Source organism: Methanobacterium spitsbergense, from assembly GCF_019931065.1.
GTDB classification, from domain to species: Archaea; Methanobacteriota; Methanobacteria; order Methanobacteriales; family Methanobacteriaceae; genus Methanobacterium_B; species Methanobacterium_B spitsbergense.
Window position 1 is genome coordinate 32,095 of sequence record NZ_JAIOUQ010000008.1, and the last position, 18,440, is coordinate 50,534.

Consider the following 18,440-nt stretch of genomic DNA (forward strand, 5'->3'; position numbering starts at 1 on the left):
TTTTAAATTTTTAATAACATTCTTGTTTCAATACTTCCTCTTTCGTTAAGGGGCGGGCATATTTTATCATTTTACTAAAAGCTTGATCATATATTTTTATTAATTCTGGTTGTGCCTTTTTTATTCCTACTGATCCACGACTTTCATTGTGTCTATCTGGCTTTTCAATGTATAAATGGCTTTTATTAAAAATCATGAAATGTTTTGTAGGCCTTTTTGGCAAGACTAAATATTCAACACCCTTATATTTGTCAAGAAGAGTGTAAATTTCCATCCTATCCTCACAAAATACTTGAGGACCACCTATAATCGTTATTGACTCAAATTTATGATTTGCTGCGTGTTTAATTATCTCTTGTACACCTTCACTGAATTCTCCCACAATTACTTTAAGTTCCAACTCATCAACAATTTTTCCTTTAATTTTAAGATTTTTCAATCCTTCAATCAGATTAAATCTCCACACTCTTCTTTTATATCTTTCCGAACTGTGAAAAAGAACTATTTCATTCCCATACAACTTATTATAATGCGGATTATGCCTATAAATTAATTTAAGCAAGATAATAATTATTAATGTCGACAAACTCATTAATATTAAAATTACACTATAATCAAATTGCATCAATTATCCCCTCAAAAAAATCATTTATCCTGGTCTCTGGTTGAAGCATATAATAATCCCTAAATTTATTAGATATAAAAATAAATCCATCTAAAAACAACACCCTCTGACATAATGTTATCTTTATTATGGTTTATTAACTTTTCATTAAAATAAAAATTAAATATTAATTTACATCTGATTAAGCATTGCATTTTCTTTTTGTCATGTACGTGGAACTTTTTTCAATTTGAACATGATTATATTGTTAATATTTAAATATTCCAATTAAAAGAGTTTTTTGGGAATTAAACGATTTTATTAGGTATTTATTATATTTCAAGTTATGGTAAGTTTCCTAAAAATTTTGCATGGCGAATAAATATCATATCCCCTATGAGTGTCTCGTCAAGTTTAGTATTGTTTCATCATGTTTACTATGATATTCAAAATTTATCTTTTACTTCGTTATGAGAAGTTTAAGAGTTTAAATAATTATTTGTATATTTAATTATAATATTTTTCATTTCAGACTATATCAGAGAATCTTGAAAACAGAATATAATACTATTTAATCATATTAGAAGGAATTAAGATACATTGACTTGTTATGGTATAATTTCAAATGAAGAGCCAAATAGTATACTGATTATACTCCCTCTGGAATTTGTTTAGGAGGAGATTATAACTTCTTTTCTCGAACTTTGCTTAACTTCAGAGGGAGTATGTAGTTATCCCTTGCCCAATTTTGGTATGATTTGGGTGTAAATTATGAACGAATCACGCATGAATTGTGTATAATGCTTTATATCATGTTTAATAGAGGGAGTTTTATGTCATTTTTATCGCTGGTGGTTAAAAATCCATTCAGAAACAAGACTAGAAGTGCCCTTGCCATTACTGGTATTGCAATTGGAATAATTGTAATAGTGGCTTTAGGAATGGTTACGGGAGGCCTTAAGAACTCAACGCAGAGTACGCTTAAGGCAGGTTCAGCTGAAGTGACAGTTGTTCAAGCTGGATCAAACGGAATGGGATCAAGTGGTAGTTTAAACGAAAGTTATGTTACATCTCTACTTAACGTGAGTGGTGTTAAAAGTACAGCTGGAATTTTAAGGGCAACTAATACCTCAACTGAAAGTGCAAGCTCAAACACTAGTCAAGGAGGCGGTTTTGGTGGTGGTCTTACAATAACGGGTATAGACTCAAATAAGTTAAGTCTGGAAGGTATTGATAGTGTCAATGGAACAATATTTACAAACACCAGTTCTGATCAAGTTATAATAGGAAAAACTGAAGCTCAAAGTCTTAACAAAACAGTGGGAGATACAGTAAATCTGTTAGGCCAAAATTTCACAATCACTGGAATATTTGAAACAGGTAATTTCATGACTGATAATGGAATCTTGATGCCACTTTCAACATTACAAAATCTCACAAGTAATGATGGAAAAGTCAGCAATATACTGGTAAAAGTAACAGATAATGCCAATGTAACAACCGTAGGCAATTCAATAACTTCTGCTTATCCTAATGAACTTTCCACAACAACTGCTGCTTCTTCAGCTGATAGAATAAACCAAGGATTAAGTTTCATAGATACGGCTAGTTGGGCAATATCGCTTTTAGCCATATTTATCGGTGCTGTTGGAGTTATTAACACCATGGTAATGACAGTTTATGAAAGAACAAGGGAAATAGGAGTATTAAAAGCAGTGGGATGGAAAAATAGTAGAATATTAGGGATGATACTTGGAGAATCAATTGTACTCACACTCATGGCATTTGTTATTGGATCAGTAATAGCTGTGGTAGGAGTAGAAGTTCTATTAACTCTAGTTCCATCTGTAGGAAACGTTATAACACCCTCCCTTTCAATCGATATATTCCTCAGAGCATTTGCTGTGGCATTAATTGTAGGTGTCATAGGTGGATTATATCCAGCTTACAGAGCAAGTAGATTATCCCCAACGGAGGCTCTGCGCTATGAATAAAAACGAAAACATCATAGAAATTAGAGATCTGAAAAAAAGCTATGATAATGGAAAAATAAAGGCTTTAAATGGAATGAATTTGAAGGTGAAAAAGGGAGAATTCATATCTATAATGGGTCCTTCAGGTTCAGGAAAATCATCTTTACTTAACATGATAGGCGGACTAGACATGGCAGATGAGGGTACCATAAACGTGGCTGGTATTGACATGATGAGAACCAAAAACCTAAACGAATTTCGATCAAAAGAAATAGGGTTTGTCTTCCAAATGCACAACTTGATACCAAACTTAACTGTGGTTGAGAACGTGGAAATTCCAATGTATGAAACCAATACTAATTCCAAAGACATGAGAAAAAGAGCATTGGATATTTTAAAATCGGTTGGTCTAGAAGATAAGGTAGATCAAAAACCGACTAAACTATCTGGTGGACAAAGGCAAAGAGTTGCAATAGCCCGAGCTCTCGTAAACCACCCATCAATTATTTTAGCCGATGAACCTACTGGATCTTTAGATTCTAAAACTGGAGAAGTTATCCTTGACTTGTTGAAAGATCTTCATAAAAAAGAGAACGTAACATTGGTCATGGTTACACATGAACCATACGTAGGAAACATGGCTGAAAGGATTATCACAGTATTGGATGGAAAATGTCTAACAGATAACAAAACATAAAAAAAATCTTTTATTTTTTTTGAATTTATTTAATTGAAATCAAAAAAAAATTTATTGTAAGAAATGATGATGGGGTGGGCCATTGTAAAAGTTGAAAATTAAATCTTAAATAATATATTTTAAGAAGTATAATGGAGTAAAAATATGAATAAAGAGATTTGGTGGGTATTTGCTGGTACTGCAGGGGGACCTAATCGTGTCAGGATTGTTAAGACGTTAAATGAAAGACCTTGTAACGCTCATCAACTTGCTGAAAAACTTGATCTTGATTATAAGACTATACGTCACCATCTGAGAATATTAACAAATAAAAATATGATTGTCGTTGGGGAAACCAAATATGGGGCTTTATATTTCCTTTCAACTAAAATGGAAGAAAATTATGACATTTTAAATGAAATTTTTTGAATTTTATCTTAAAAAATTAAAATGTGAAAAAATTGAAAATTAATATTTAAGAGGATTAGAAAAAAATGGTAGCAGAAATAGGGCCAACAGTGATAATATTAATTTACTTAGCATTTGCAATGGGCCTTGCAAATGTTTGTTTATTATTAGGACTCCTTAATTCATATTGGAAAACATATAAAGAAATAAAATCACAATTCACCATAGGTCTATTGTATTTTGGATCTTTTCTCCTTATTCAAAATATTTTAGTTACAATTGCATTGGTGGTTCCATTAATAGTACATTTAGTACCGTTTGAAATATCCAATTCCGAATTTGGACCCCGAATTTTATTCATCTTAATCAATATGATCCAACTAGTTGCACTTAGTATCCTTTACAAAATAACCAGAAATTAGTAACCTTATGGTTCTTGAACTTTTAACATAATGGGAATTGCTAATCTTGATTTTTATTTGTATTTTGGAATTTAAATAAAATACTAATTACTCGGATTGTAATAATAAAAAAATCATGTAAAATTTTTTAGGTACCAAGACAATACTATAGTAATATGAGAATTTTTAAAAGAAAAAGCAGCATGTGACCAAATATTATCAAAGGGAAGATAATATCAAATATTTTTTAGTTTTTACTAAACATGAGGAATTTGTGTAATAGGAAAATAAGAATATGAGAAAACAAATTAGTTTTGAGGAGGAAGGTGAAGCAGAAATTAAAATTATAGGTATGAATTCCCTTTTTATTGAGATCTTAGTAAAATTAAATTGTTATTATGACCCTAATACTTCATCTTTCACATCTCCAGTTATTAAATTTGAATTTATACACCCTATAAATGAAAAAATTCATGAAGAATTGAAGAGAAAATGCAGAGATGGAAAACAATTTAAAATAATTATTTCCAAACCAGAGGAATATCCCAAAATACTGGAAGGCTGTATTTTGGACCCAAAAAATATTCTAAAAGGCTCTGCTAGTTCAATAACCCAAACGAGAATATAATAACTATCAAGAATGGATTAATAATATCTGAATTTATCTGAGATGGAATATGTAATAACACCTTGAAATTTTTTTAAACTTAAATTAAAATATAAAATTTTTGTAAAATAAAATAAAAAATATTATTTATAGATTTTTACTTCTCATGGAGGCTATTCTACTTGTAATTATTCTTTTTGCGCTTAAAAGATCTTCATCTTTAACTTCGGATTTTTCAATTTCTATTTCAATTTTGTGTAGTAGGTTATGCAATTCCTCTGGTTTACATTTATTTACTTCTTTAAAGAGTTCATTTATAGTATTTTTGTTTTCGGCGGGTTTTCTGAATTTCATGATGTACAATTCCTTTATTTTAATTTAATAGATATTTTAGAAATAAATGTGACCTAAACACCCTATGTTTTATCGGACTTCCACAATAAACTGTTAAATCCTTTAAATACCGTTTCCATCCATGTCTGTTCTTGATTTTTTATCTTTATTATTTAACTTGTTTTTTTGTTTGTATTTCTTTTTAGGATTCATCCAGTTTTCATATCCAATATTATCGGCAAAGCAATGAATATAACAGTATTTTCAGTTGTATATCCTGAAATTTTCTTGAATATCGACATTCTTATTACTGAATTCACAAACATGTATTTCATTTTTTTCGTTGATTTTTTCTATCATAAAACCTTCCATATTTTTAGATATGTTTTTGAGTTAAACTAAAACTTTACTATCAAAAAATATTCCATCTAATAAATTAAGAACATGATCTGCCACTTAATTCGATGAATTTAAATAAAATAGGGTTAATAATTATAATTAGGTGATAAATATGAGTATAATACCAATAGCTCCAATTGGAAGAATAATAAAAAATGCAGGCGGACAAAGAATCAGTGAAGGTTCAAAAGAAGCTTTAGGAAAAGTTTTAGAACAGTGTGGGGAAGATATCTCCAAACAAGCACTTCTACTTGCGAAACACGCTGGAAGAGTGACTGTAAACGCGTCTGATATTGAATTAGCTGTTAAAGAACTTGAATAATTTATATTATATTCTCTTATTTTTTTTGATTTTTAAATATCTAGCAGGGGTACCCGAGTGGACTAAGGGGATAGGTTCAGGGCCTATTGGTGTAGGCCTTCGCGGGTTCGAATCCCGTCCCCTGCACTCCAGTCTTAAAATAGAATTAAATTAGAATATTCAGATATTAACATACATCTTAAATTAACAGCATCAATGCGTAAAAGACATATTCAATTTCTAACTATACGAATAAATGCATGTATCTATGAGTAAACGGATTCATTTATAAGTATAGTCACGTATGTGATGCTAAATCAATATCAATCAATACAGATTCATTGAGAAAGTAAGTATGCAGGCAAAATACTATTTCAAAGTCAATAGTTTTTAAATATCCATATAAAATTGTCTTCGAATGAACAAAATTTGGAAAGTAAGCACAGAATGAGCTTTTTTTACCATCAATAAATATTGCATCTTTATGGTTTTCATTTTTGTTTTATGGAGTTAACGTTTTTGCTCTCTTATTTAGTTTATTGATGTTTTACTATCTAAGTGAAAAGCAGCAAGTGATCAATCAAGGTAAGTAACTTTGGATCTTTAAAAAAATAGAAAAAAGTAGGGAAAATATTATTTTCCTGTTTTGAATCTAAAGTTATATGTTGCTAGTAGGTTGTTACCTGACAAGTCTTTGATTGCTGCTATTGGTATTGTGACTGAGTACCATGTTTTAGGACTTCTTGTTTTTGATGTTTTGATTAGTATACTAATCACGTGCTTAATCAATGAATTGTACGATAAAAGCAGTTTTATTTGGATATTAAATAAAAAAAGGGGGAGAAAAATAGATTTTGGAAAAATCTATTCTTATTTTCTTCTGTTTGCTGCTAATCCTCCTAATATGCTGATAACAGCAATGGCCAATGGGACTATAGGTGTTCCAGTATCCTGCATGCTAATAATGTTAGCGGCTTCTACTGTATTTACAGGTACAGGAGTTACAGGATTTGTGGGTACAGGGTTTAGGGCAATTAAATCCTGATAAGCATCCAAACCACCAATTAACTTTCCCTCATACAAACCACCAATTAAGTTTCCCACATATAATGTTCCGTCTTTTCCTATAGCTGGTGAAGAAAATATACTACCTCCTGCAAAGGATTTCCATTTTAGTTTTCCTGTTGGTTTTATTGCGTATATTTTACCATCATAGCTTCCTATGTATATTGTTCCGTCTTTTCCTATAGCCGGTGAAGATTCTACAGGACCTTCTCCTATTGCATATTTCCATTTTAGTTTTCCTGTTGGTTTTATTGCGTATATTTTACCATCACCGCTTCCTATGTATATTGTTCCGTCTTTTCCTATAGCCGGTGAAGAATGTACACCTATGGGGGATTTCCATTTTAGTTTTCCTGTTGGTTTTATTGCGTATAGGTTACTGCTTCCTATGTATATTGTTCCGTCTTTTCCTATAGCCGGTGATGTAGATATATTACTTTCTGTTGAATATTTCCATTTTAGTTTTCCTGATGGGTTTATGGCGAATAAGCTACCCGTAACGCCAGGGTAGTATGGGTAGTATGCATTTCCTATGTATATTGTTCCGTCTTTTCCTATAGCTGGTGAAGAATTTACACTACCTCCTGTGGTGTATTTCCATTTTAGTTTTCCTGTTGGTTTTATTGCGTATATGTTACCTTCATCGCTTCCTATGTATATTGTTCCGTCTTTTCCTATAGCCGGTGAAGAAAATATATTACTTTCTGTTGAATATTTCCATTTTAGTTTTCCTGTAGGGGTTATAGCATATAAGCCACTCCATTTTTTACCGGGCTTACGATTAAAAGCAGAGCTTCCTATGTATATTGTTCCGTCTTTTCCTATAGCCGGTGAAGAACTAAACCAAGAATTAGAATATAAACCAACTGTTGCGGTGTATTTCCATATTATTTTTCCTGTTGGTCTTATTGCTAATATTTTACCACCCATGGTTCCTATGTATATTGTCCCGTATTTTCCTATAGCAGGTGAAGATCTTACACCACCGTATGTGATGCATTTCCATTTTTTATGATTAGTTTGAGGTCCTTGATATTGTGATTGACCTGTGTTTTGGTTATCGTGGTGGAATTTAGGCTGTGGTGTGTTTGCAAGACCGGCTGCTGAAACTGCACCAGAAAAAATAATAGCTCCTAAGACAATTAATCCTAAAAATAAAACAATTTTATTTAATTTCAATTTCTCATGATTTATAGAAGAATTTCTTCTTTCTATAAATGTTTTCACCCCCCCCCCCCACTAAATGTGTTTTTTTAATTATAATGATATGATTGTAATTTGTTACTATTAATCTAAAATATATGTTACTATTGACAATCAAATGAAAAATAATATTAATGAAAACAAAGTTTTCAGGAAATTTTCAGATAATAAAAGTTTGATTTACCAATAAGATGCATGATCAAAATCAATTAAAAAGTCTATTCATCAAAGAAGTGGAATTAACCCAATCCCTATCCTAACCCTGCATTTTTTATATCATTTTAAATATTTTAGTATTACTTTTCAATTAGAAAATTCAAAAATTTTACCATTTCTACATGAATCAAAAGGTAAGTGTGCAGGCAACACACCCTTATAATTTGGTAAGTATCTTAAATTTATTTATTTTTTTGAACCAGATTTTTATTATTTTTTTTCGTAGATTTACTCATAAATTTTTTTTACTTCAAACTTTGTTTGAAATATCGAAGTGTCCCTAAAGATAACTTTCCTTCCAGATATTATTAATATTATTGGTAATAATTATACTGAAAAATAATTATACTATTAAGATAAATATTAATTATATTAAGTAGTTATTGGAGGGATTTATAATGGATAATGATTTGAGAAGAGAGGTAATATCTAAATCGCCCATTAGTTTTTCTAGCCTTAAAAAACTTAATACCGGTGCTGGGATTTTCCTTTTTGCCCAGGGAATTGTAATGCTTGCTTTAGGTTTTCTTCTTACATGGAATAGGGATATATACACTTTTTATCTTAAATTTAAAATAATTAGTTTAGCTCCACCGACTTTTCAAGTACTACCAGATCCAAATGTTGTTTTTACTGTTACAAACTTGGGAGTAATATTGTCTTCATTTCTGTTGATTTCTGGTATTGCCTTGTTGCTGATTGCTTTTGTAAAAAACAAGACTTATATTGAAAATCTGAAGAAGGGTATGAATCCTTATCGTTGGTATGAATACGCTATTACGAGCTCTATAATGCTGGTGATCATCGCAACCTTTGTTGGAGTATGGGATTTATGGTCTTTGGTGATGATATTTGTCTTAAATGCCATTATGATCATTTGTGGTTTATTAATGGAAAAAATTAATTTCAATACTAAAAAAACAGACTGGTCTGCCTACTTGTTAGGATGTCTTGCAGGATTCACTCCATGGGTAGTATTAGCCGCGTACTTTATAGCGGCACTAGGATCTTCTGACACCAACCCTCCAACATTCGTCTACTTGACTCTTCTATTCTACTTTATAATATTCAACACGTTCTCCATTAACATGATACTTCAATATAAAGGAGTAGGAAAGTGGAAAGACTACTTGTACGGCGAAAGAGTCTACATATTACTAAGTTTCATAGCAAAAACCATTTTGGCCTGGTTAGTGTTTGTAGGAGTATTTGCACCATTCTAATCCCTTAAATATTTTTATAATAATAGTGGGGGATTTGATGACTGAAACACCTAAGTACTCTGTTGAAAAAAAAGATGAAGATATTGAAATCAGAGTATACCCGGGTTATATTCTGGCCCAAGTAGATGTTGAATCAGATTATGATCAAGCAATTGGATTGGGCTTCCGAATTCTGGCAAACTATATATTTGGAGGAAATAAAAAGCGTTCTAATATCCCTATGACTGCTCCAGTTTCCGGGGAAAACATATCGGTTTCAGAAAAAATACCAATGACAATCCCTGTTACAGAAGAAGCTATGCATTCTGAGAAAATTGAAATGACTGCCCCTGTAAGTGAAGAAGTTGTTGATGAACCAGAGAAGATTGAAATGGTCGTTCCAGTAACTGAAGAAGACAGTGGAAAGCATACATATCGAATTTCTTTTACCATGCCATCCAAGTACACTTTAGACACTCTGCCAGAGCCAGAAGATAATAGAATAATCTTTAAAGAAATTAGAAACCAGAAAATGGTTGTGCTTAGGTTCCGTGGTCGTGTTAATCATAAACTCGCCCATAAAGAAATGGAAGAACTCAAAGGATGGCTGGAAAAGGAAGGTATTAAACCAAAATCAAACTATATTGTAGCCCAATATAATAATCCTGCAGTTCCTGGATTTTTCAGGAGAAACGAAGTAATGGTAAAAATTTAAAAAACTCTCCATAATCCATATTTTTTTTATAAAAAATTGTATTATCATATTGTAGAAAAAGTAAAATATTAGTAGTTATTACAATACGTTTATACAGATTTTGAGAAATATATTAATCAGGAAGCTTCATGAAACCAAATTATGATTTATAATGATTTCATTAGCAATAATATTGCGTTGATATTTGCCTTTATAGTTACACCCGCATTAAAATACTTCAAAATTAGTCCATTATTCTATTATCAAGCTGGCATTAAAGAAACAATAATAAGTTGAAGACGATTTTGCTAAATCATATTATTTTTTTAAAAAATTAAAATTTCTGTAAAAATATAGTATTTCTTCAATTATAACTCAATTAATATTTAGTTGAGATTAATAATTTTAAATAATTTGGAATTAAATAAAATACAATTTAAACTAATGATTCTAAGAATTTTAATTTAAGATAATTTTTTCAAATAAAGGGGATTATTGTTCTGGATTATTATCTAGATCATTATACCTGCTTAATAACTGCTTTTCTTCTTCATGTTTAGGGAATTTAAAGTATATAATAACTCCACCAAGTAGTATTGCTATAATACCTGCAGTGTATGCTAGGTGATCTCCAGCTAAGAATGAAATCTTAGCTGATGTTAAAATATTAGCAGAGTATTGTGGATATTGTTGTGCAACAGCTGCTGCACTGCTAAATGATTTTTGAAGTTCTGTTATGATATTATTTGAGATTTGCTGCTGGTCAATACTGGGTAATCCTGCAATTTGATTGCTGAAAGCTTTTGAATATCCTAAAGTTAGTAAAGCACCAAAGATTGAAGTCATAATTGCCCCTCCAAAATCCCTCTGTAAGTCTGCAGTACCTGATGCCATACCTTCCCTTTTAATAGGAACTGAGCCTGTAAGTGAATGTGATGCGGGTGTACCTGCAAATCCCACACCAATACCTACAAATGCATATGCAAGACCTACTTTCCAGTAGGGTATACCATCACCCCATAGAAGCAACATGGTGAGAAAGCCTAGTAAACAGGAAAAGTAACCAACCAGTAAGGTAAATCTTGAACCCTTTGATTCCACTAGTCTGGCTGAAACTGGAGCTATCAGCACGAGGAATATAACTCCAGGTAATATTGCAAGTCCAGAATTAAAGGTAGAATAGTTTAATACATTTTGAAGGAATTGTTGTCCAATATACATGGCACCCATGAGTGAACCGAAAACAATTATCCCTGCACTAGCTGCTACCCAGAAGATCCTTCGACTTGCAATGTTCAGGTCATAAAGTGGAATTTTTATTCTACGTTGACGTAATAAGAAGAAAATTCCAACCATTACTGCAATGAAAATTAATCCAAGTATCAACAACCCCATGTTGGGTACTGGAGCGAAATTAATGGCTAATATCAATGTTCCAAGGAATATGAATGATAATAAACCTCCTTTATTGTCAACTGGGTCTGTTGTTTCATTGATATAGGCGGGAATAAATTTTAAAGCCATAACAAGGGCTACAAGTGCAAGCGGTAAGGTTATTAAAAATACAGAGCCCCATGGCCGCGATATAAGAAGATAACCTGATATGACAGGCCCTAATGCAGCGATAGCTGCACCGACGCCGGACCAGAGTGCTATGGATTTTGTTCTTCTAGGACCTGACCACATAGCAGCAATCAATGCCAAAGTTGTTGGATATGCCATTCCAGCTGCTAATCCTCCAATAAAACGAGCTACTATTAGAATATTAATATCTGGTGCGAATCCTGCAATAATAGAGGCGGGTATGGCAAGTAACGTTCCGACAATTAGCATCATCTTACGTCCATGATGATCGCCCAAAGCACCGAACCACAATACAGATGCCGCCAGACCCATTGAGTATCCTACTGCAACTAGATTAAGCTGAACCTGAGAAGCGTCAAATGCAAACCCTATTGAAGGTAAAGCTACATTGGCTACTGATAGATTTAGATTGGCAACTGCAGCTACAATGATTAAAGTTGCTAGGACTAATTTTCCCTGTTCTTGAGGCCTATGAATAATGATCCGATTCTTACTTTTGTTAGATTCAACTTCAGTATCCATCTTTGATTTTGATGAATATTTTATACTTTTGTTGTTATCCATATTATACACCGATAAATTATTCTCTAGCTTTAATCATCTTCTTTTTTTAATTATATCAACTTCCAAACATTTCAAATGATCCTATTTGATATTTGTAAAAAATAATTTATAAAATATTATTACATATCCTTATCATATGGTTTGTTTTTCTTTTCAGGAAAATCCTAAAAATTTTGTGGAATGCAATACGATCATTAGCTTGTCTTTCAAGCTCAGGATCCTATAGACTAAACCATGATTGTAAAACCAACATATTTATCCTGACTATTAATCATTATTAGTTCTACTGTTATGTTCTGTATTAAAACTTAATCCTGGGTTTTTTAAATAAATCAGATATTAATGCATGAATAAGAGAAATCGGTATTAAAACGGTTCCTAAGATCATGCTGACTTCATATAGCAAATTACTTCTAGGATCAGGTCTGCCTCTCAATCGATTAAAAAAAGAACTCCACGCAATACCATAAACATTTCCAATCATTATAGTACAGATGGAACCAAAGATGCCGTTTGCCTTGGATATTCCATAGATTTCTACAATACGCTGCCACGATTCCAGTGTAGGATTTCCTCTCGTATCTGCATAATGTTGCGCAAACATGACTGCTGCAACTTCACTATTAGGGACATCGTCTATAATTCCAGAAAGCATATTTTGGATTTCTTCATTGTTCATTCCACTCTCAAGAGCCTTTTTTGAGTGGGCGTAAGAACATATTGCACAGCAATTCACTTGAGTCACCGCAAGCATAATTCTTTCAATAAATTTTGGGCTCAATTCCTTTTTTCTTTTAGCTTTAAACATGTATTTCATTGTTCGGATTCCATTATAAAAAATCCAGTAAGATTCCTGAACTGAGTAAAGTTTTTTACCAAACTTCCCATCATTTCTGATTTTATGTTTTTCCTTGATATTCATGAATTATTTCCTTCAATTAGAAGCTTGTACAATTATTATAACGGTTTATCATAAATCTTTAGAGACTAAATTATTATTACATATAAGTTTACAGGAAAATTCAGACAAATTATTTCCACACAGTATATAATAACCCTAACAGAAGATGAATATGACCACTAGGAAACAAATTTAGAGAATGATCACGAGTATTAAACTTAAATATCTGATAATGTATTAATTTATCCTTTCAAAAAATGTTTCAATTTAGAGAAAAATGATTCCTTTCCCACTTCCTCTTTACCATATTTTGAGAAATCATTATTCATGAAATAAATTTGGGAATCAATTAGATCTATACTCCTAATAACCCGCTCATACTCTCCTTTATCATTAATTTTCCGAGCTTTAACATTATCATTAAGCATAATATCTATTATATTCATTAACTGTTTCTTTAAAACTGGTTTTTCAATGGGAAAAGTAAGTTCAACACGTTTTTCAGTATTTCTAGTCATTAAATCACCACTAGATAAATATATTGTGGCATCTTTTCCCATACCAAAACAATAGATCCTTGAATGTTCCAAAAACCTTCCAACTATACTGATTATCTCAATATTTTCAGTTTTACCTGGTATTCCTGGAAGTAAACAACAGATGGATCTAATTATTAATTTAATTTTCACACCAGCATTAGATGCCTTAGATAACATATCAATCAATTCCCTGTCTGTTAGGGAATTCATTTTCATGAAAATACTGGCCGGACGGTTATTCTTTGCATTTTCAATTTCATTGTTGATCTTTTCAATTACTTTGTTTTTAAATCCAAATGGTGCAACCAACAACTTATCATACTCACCATTTAAATTAGAAATTGCCATATTTTTAAAGAACAACATGGCATCTCTTCCAATAGCATGGTTTCGTGTAATAAAACTAAAATCAGTATATAATTTACTGGTTTTTTCATTGTAATTACCAGTTCCCAGTTGTGTGATATATTTGATGTTATTCTTCTCTTTCCGTGTAATCAAACAAACCTTTGAATGGACCTTGTAATCTTCAAACCCATACAAAATCCTACAACCTGCTTCTTCTAATAAACCAGCATAGTGAATATTATTTGCTTCATCAAATCTAGCTCTTAGTTCAATTAAAACAGTTACCTCTATCCCATTTTCACGTGCTTCCAGTAGATATTTTATAATCGAAGAAGATCTTGCCAGTCTGTAGATGGTAATTTTAACAGATACAACATTTTCATCATTAGCTGCCTCTTTTAATAATCTTAAAAATGGTTCTATTGAATCATATGGATAGAATAATAGAAAATCCCTCTTTTTTAGTTGGGGTATAATCTTTCCTTCCCTAACAGTTTTTGGTATTTTAGGATAATATGGATTAAATGATAATTTATGGAATAGAAGTTCATTTTTCTTTTCTATATGACTATACAATTTAAATACATAATCCATATCCAAAGGAGTATTAGAGATTTGCACTTGACTCTGTTGGATATTTAACTTTTCACATAGAAATTTGTTTAATTTAGAGTTAGAATATTTATAGATCTCTAATCGTATGGGTGCTAATCGAGTTCTTTTCTTTAAAATTTTTTTCATATATCCCTTATAATCTTCATCTTCATCAATTTGGGAATCAGATAGGGTTATATCAGCATTTCTGGTAACAGAAACTATGGTTTTAAATTCTATGTCATAATTTGAAAAGATTTCATTAACATATTCATATATTATTTTTTCCAATAATATAAAACGCAATTCATCCTTTGGAAAATAGATTATACTGGGTAAAGTAGATGGGATTGGGATAAGCCCATACAAAGTTAGGCCTTTATCCCTTATTATCAACATGACATTCAGGGATTTGTTTAATAAATGGGGAAATGGATGGTGAACATCAATAACTTGGGGGGATAAAACTGGGAAAATATAGTTAAAGAAAAATTTATTTATAAATTTTCTTTCAACCTTAGTCAGATCTTCAAAATCGAGATCATAGATACCTTCCTCTTTTAAACTAGAATTTATAGATTTATATACATTATTTCGACGTTTGTATAATAATTTAGTCCTTTCAAAGATATCATCAAGTTGATCTTGTGCATTTAAACCAGTTTTATTGTCCCTATAATCCTCATCAATAAGGGATAGATCATATAAACTTCCACATCTTACCATATAAAATTCATCTAGATTACTTGAGAAAATAGACACAAATTTTAAACGTTCTAATAAAGGAACAGAAGAATCCTCTGCTTCTTCTAAAACACGTTCATTAAAGTTTAACCAGGACAGTTCACGGTTTTGGGTAAAACTATAATCCATTTTAGACATGTTTAGTTTACTCCTTTAACATTTTTCTACGTAAATAGCCTTCCCTAACACTGAATTTACTGATCTGTATTTCTTCACAGCCAAAATAGGAAGTAATTGATTCGACTATCAACAATGCAGGAACTAAAGTATGGACCCTAGAGGGTTTGACATGTAATATTTTATAATAGATATAGTTATTATGATTTGATTCATTGAGTTTCAGTTCTTCTTTTAACTGTTTTAACAGTTTAACATCAACTAAATTATTTTTCTTTTTCTGTAAATCTAAATTTACCAGTAATTTTTTAATAGCACGAATACTTCCCCCTACACCACACATAAAAGGAATTTTTTCATTATTTTTAAGACCAATTTTATCCAATTCAAAGTATATTCTTTCTTCAATCAGTTTGCACTCTTTTTTATTGGGTATTATATCAGAAACATAATCATTGAACATTTTTAGAAAACCAATGGGAATACTGTATTTTTTGTATATTTTTCTATCCTTAAAAAGTACAATTTCAACACTACCCCCACCTAGATCAATTAAAATTCCATCATCCCCTTTGATGGTGGGAATCGATCCATAAAAACTTAATTCTCCCTCTTCTTCACCAGATAATAGATCAATTTCTATATTTACCCGATTCTTAATAATTTGTAAAACTTCAGCAATGTTTTCAATATTTCTCAATGATGCTGTAGAAAAGAAGCTGTAATTATCTATTTTTAAATAGTCCAGATCATTTTTCATTTTTTTTAGAACAGTTACTAACTCTTCAATACCGTTATCTGTTAGTTTTCCGTTGTTTATATAAAATAGTAAACCTAAATTTTCTTTTTCAGAAAATTCGACACTTATGACATTATGTCGGTAATTATAAACATTTAATTTTACAGTGTTTGAACCTATATCTACGACCCCATACAACATCAATATAACCTCATATTAAGAAGATTTGAAATATTAAACTAATTCTAAGTTTGTTCTAATTTATTTACAAATACCATATATCACTACAATCTTTCTTAGATATATTAATTTATAGCTTTAATTGACAATAAATTTTAGTATTAATGTTAAAATAGCAAATGATTCATTTTTTTAACTTACTATTACTACTTTATATCCCGAATTCCATTGGAAACCACTAGTTTACTGTTTAATTTAGATGCCCTTGTTTTTGTTTTCTAGATTGATAACAAGAATCTTACTATGAATAGATATAAGTAATATCCATTTAAGAACTTTAGTAAGAACTGATAGGATTAAACAATCCTCTTATTTTTCTATTAATTAATGGATATTATATCAGTTTTAGAATTCCAATCCATATTAACCATAACTTCCGATACTTTTTTACGAACATCCTCATTTTCGTCTTTTAAACTTTGTTTTAAAGGTTCTAAGGCCCTTTCATCTCCTATTTCACCTAGTGCTTCGGCCGCATTAAATCGAAGATCCAACTCTCCATATTTTAAAGTCTGAATAAGAGGGAATACTGCAAGGTTTCCTATTTTAGATACTTCAATCCATTTTGTTTTCGCAATTAAATAATATACATTTTCTTGTCCGCCTTTAGACTTCCAACCAATCTTGTCTAAAGCCTTTGCTGCTTCTAATCTAATATAACTATCTTTGTCCTTTAAAGCATTAATAAGGGGGTTTACTGCCCTTTCATCTCCAATTTTACCAAGAGAATCTGCTGCTCCACATCTAAGATATCTATCTTCATCTCTTAAAGCTTGGATAAGAGGGATAACTGCAGGTTTACCTATCCTATAAAGTATCTCTGATGCCCTCTTTCGAAAAATATCCCCTTTATTGTCCGTTAAAGCCCGGATAAGAGGATCTACTGCCATTTGATTTTCCATCTTAATAAGGGCGTCTGCAACTTCCTCCCTTACCTTACAATCATTACTTGATAATTCTTGTACTAAAAAATCAGAACCATTTCTGTCCACATTAATAATAACATCCATAAATAATTCTGTTAAGTATCTATCACTTTGGCTACGGCAAAACCTAAAATATAAATCGTGTATTATATCTGTAGCTCTTTCATCTCCAATCTTACCGAGTGCTTTAATAGTTGAAATTAATATTTTACGATCATATTTTTCATAGCTTTTTATATCTTTTAAAATGTGTATTAAATGTTCAATTGAATTTTTATCTCCTATTTCCCCCATAAGATTAATATAATAAATCTTAGTATCCCTATTTTGATTATTATACTTAAACATTAAATTCCTTGATGAGTGTTCCCCAATTTTAATAAGAGCAAATTTTACTCCTTCCTCAAGTTTTTCATCTTTCAACGCCATTATAAGAGTATCTACGGCCGGGTCTCCAATTTTAACAAGAGAATTAAAGACTTCATTTCGGACTCTTTCTTCTTCGTCTTTTAAGGATTGGATTAAAGGAGCAATGGCTTTTTCTTCACCTATATCCCCTAAAGAAATTGCTGCAAACATTCGAATATTGCTATCTTCATGTTTAAGTGCTTTAATTAGCCCTTTAATATCTTTTTTTGCCCTTAATTTCTCTATATCTAATTTATTAAATTTAGAACCCATACCCTGGGACCTCCTGAATTTCTATTTAAATTGTTTGATTAATTTATGATATTATTAACTTCAAAAAAAATTTATATAATAATTATTCTAATTTTCTAAATTATATAATAGAATTAATCAGAATTTTTATGAATTATTTTAAAAATGAATTATCAAATATTGTGATTAGAAAGAATAGTGATTACACAATCAGTTCTCTTATTTTCTTCTTTTACGTTCATTTTGTAATAATTCCAAATTTTAACTGCAAAATCCATTATATAATTATTGTTACTTTAGGAAGATATAGCTAACTGTTCAATACTGATAATTATTACTTTATTTTTTGGGGCTGTCAAGTTGTTGGGGGTTGTTGATGTTTTCCGTGTTTTGTTGTCCATT

General features: G+C 31.0%; 17 protein-coding genes and 1 tRNA gene. 9 read left to right on the top strand and 9 right to left on the bottom strand.

Annotated elements, in window-relative coordinates:
- Positions 1–10 precede the first annotated feature (10 nt).
- Complete coding sequence (locus K8N75_RS07780; protein WP_223791522.1) at positions 11–625, bottom strand: hypothetical protein; 615 nt, start codon at positions 623–625, stop codon at positions 11–13.
- A gap of 812 nt (positions 626–1,437) precedes the next feature.
- Between K8N75_RS07780 and K8N75_RS07785 the strand changes: the two genes are divergently transcribed.
- The 5 genes from K8N75_RS07785 (at position 1,438) to K8N75_RS07805 (ending at position 4,690) form a co-directional block, all read left to right on the top strand.
- Positions 1,438–2,598 (top strand): ABC transporter permease, encoded by a 1,161-nt coding sequence (locus K8N75_RS07785; protein WP_223791523.1) that lies wholly within the window; start codon positions 1,438–1,440, stop codon positions 2,596–2,598.
- The gene (locus tag K8N75_RS07790) at positions 2,591–3,274 is read left to right on the top strand and encodes an ABC transporter ATP-binding protein (protein ID WP_223791524.1); all 684 of its coding nucleotides are present in this window, start codon (positions 2,591–2,593) and stop codon (positions 3,272–3,274) included. The genes K8N75_RS07785 and K8N75_RS07790 overlap by 8 nt, the downstream gene beginning before the upstream one ends.
- A 144-nt stretch (positions 3,275–3,418) precedes the next feature.
- Positions 3,419–3,682, top strand: a complete 264-nt coding sequence (locus tag K8N75_RS07795) for an ArsR/SmtB family transcription factor (protein ID WP_223791525.1) — start codon at positions 3,419–3,421, stop codon at positions 3,680–3,682.
- A 65-nt stretch (positions 3,683–3,747) separates the two neighbouring features.
- Positions 3,748–4,083 carry a DUF8036 family membrane protein gene (locus K8N75_RS07800; protein ID WP_223791526.1) on the top strand — a complete coding sequence of 112 codons (336 nt, stop codon included), beginning with the start codon at positions 3,748–3,750 and terminating at the stop codon, positions 4,081–4,083.
- 274 nt (positions 4,084–4,357) lie between these two features.
- On the top strand, positions 4,358–4,690 hold the full coding sequence (locus K8N75_RS07805; RefSeq protein ID WP_223791527.1) for a hypothetical protein: 333 nt from the start codon (positions 4,358–4,360) through the stop codon (positions 4,688–4,690).
- A gap of 126 nt (positions 4,691–4,816) precedes the next feature.
- Here K8N75_RS07805 and K8N75_RS07810 read toward each other — a convergent pair whose 3' ends face one another.
- Positions 4,817–5,023: a hypothetical protein gene (locus tag K8N75_RS07810; protein ID WP_223791528.1), complete on the bottom strand. Its 207-nt coding sequence runs from the start codon at positions 5,021–5,023 to the stop codon at positions 4,817–4,819.
- A 490-nt stretch (positions 5,024–5,513) separates the two neighbouring features.
- On the opposite strand from K8N75_RS07810, the gene K8N75_RS07815 reads away from it, so the two are divergent.
- Both K8N75_RS07815 and K8N75_RS07820 read left to right on the top strand, forming a co-directional pair.
- A complete protein-coding gene (locus K8N75_RS07815; RefSeq protein WP_223791529.1) occupies positions 5,514–5,723 on the top strand; it encodes a histone family protein in 210 nt (69 codons plus the stop codon).
- A gap of 43 nt (positions 5,724–5,766) precedes the next feature.
- Positions 5,767–5,849: transfer RNA gene (locus K8N75_RS07820), tRNA-Leu, on the top strand.
- A 486-nt stretch (positions 5,850–6,335) separates the two neighbouring features.
- On the opposite strand, the gene K8N75_RS07825 is transcribed toward K8N75_RS07820, so the two are convergent.
- Positions 6,336–6,479 (bottom strand): Ig-like domain-containing domain, encoded by a 144-nt coding sequence (locus tag K8N75_RS07825; RefSeq protein WP_223791530.1) that lies wholly within the window; start codon positions 6,477–6,479, stop codon positions 6,336–6,338.
- Between the two features lie 93 nt (positions 6,480–6,572).
- Complete coding sequence (locus K8N75_RS07830) at positions 6,573–7,994, bottom strand: outer membrane protein assembly factor BamB family protein (RefSeq protein WP_223791531.1); 1,422 nt, start codon at positions 7,992–7,994, stop codon at positions 6,573–6,575.
- A gap of 590 nt (positions 7,995–8,584) precedes the next feature.
- On the opposite strand from K8N75_RS07830, the gene heR reads away from it, so the two are divergent.
- On the top strand, positions 8,585–9,409 hold the full coding sequence (heR, locus tag K8N75_RS07835) for a heliorhodopsin HeR (protein WP_223791532.1): 825 nt from the start codon (positions 8,585–8,587) through the stop codon (positions 9,407–9,409).
- A 37-nt stretch (positions 9,410–9,446) separates the two neighbouring features.
- Positions 9,447–10,103, top strand: coding sequence for an SOUL family heme-binding protein (locus K8N75_RS07840; RefSeq protein ID WP_223791533.1), 657 nt, complete (start codon positions 9,447–9,449; stop codon positions 10,101–10,103).
- A 471-nt stretch (positions 10,104–10,574) separates the two neighbouring features.
- On the opposite strand, the gene K8N75_RS07845 is transcribed toward K8N75_RS07840, so the two are convergent.
- The 5 genes from K8N75_RS07845 to K8N75_RS07865 all read right to left on the bottom strand — a co-directional run bounded on the left by K8N75_RS07845 (position 10,575) and on the right by K8N75_RS07865 (position 18,059).
- On the bottom strand, positions 10,575–12,230 hold the full coding sequence (locus tag K8N75_RS07845; RefSeq protein WP_223791534.1) for an MFS transporter: 1,656 nt from the start codon (positions 12,228–12,230) through the stop codon (positions 10,575–10,577).
- A gap of 301 nt (positions 12,231–12,531) precedes the next feature.
- On the bottom strand, positions 12,532–13,152 hold the full coding sequence (locus K8N75_RS07850; protein ID WP_338038036.1) for a carboxymuconolactone decarboxylase family protein: 621 nt from the start codon (positions 13,150–13,152) through the stop codon (positions 12,532–12,534).
- A gap of 221 nt (positions 13,153–13,373) precedes the next feature.
- On the bottom strand, positions 13,374–15,494 hold the full coding sequence (gene ppk1, locus K8N75_RS07855) for a polyphosphate kinase 1 (RefSeq protein ID WP_223791535.1): 2,121 nt from the start codon (positions 15,492–15,494) through the stop codon (positions 13,374–13,376).
- 7 nt (positions 15,495–15,501) lie between these two features.
- Complete coding sequence (locus tag K8N75_RS07860) at positions 15,502–16,413, bottom strand: Ppx/GppA phosphatase family protein (protein ID WP_223791536.1); 912 nt, start codon at positions 16,411–16,413, stop codon at positions 15,502–15,504.
- A 359-nt stretch (positions 16,414–16,772) separates the two neighbouring features.
- Positions 16,773–18,059, bottom strand: coding sequence for a HEAT repeat domain-containing protein (locus K8N75_RS07865; RefSeq protein ID WP_223791537.1), 1,287 nt, complete (start codon positions 18,057–18,059; stop codon positions 16,773–16,775).
- Positions 18,060–18,440 lie beyond the last annotated feature (381 nt).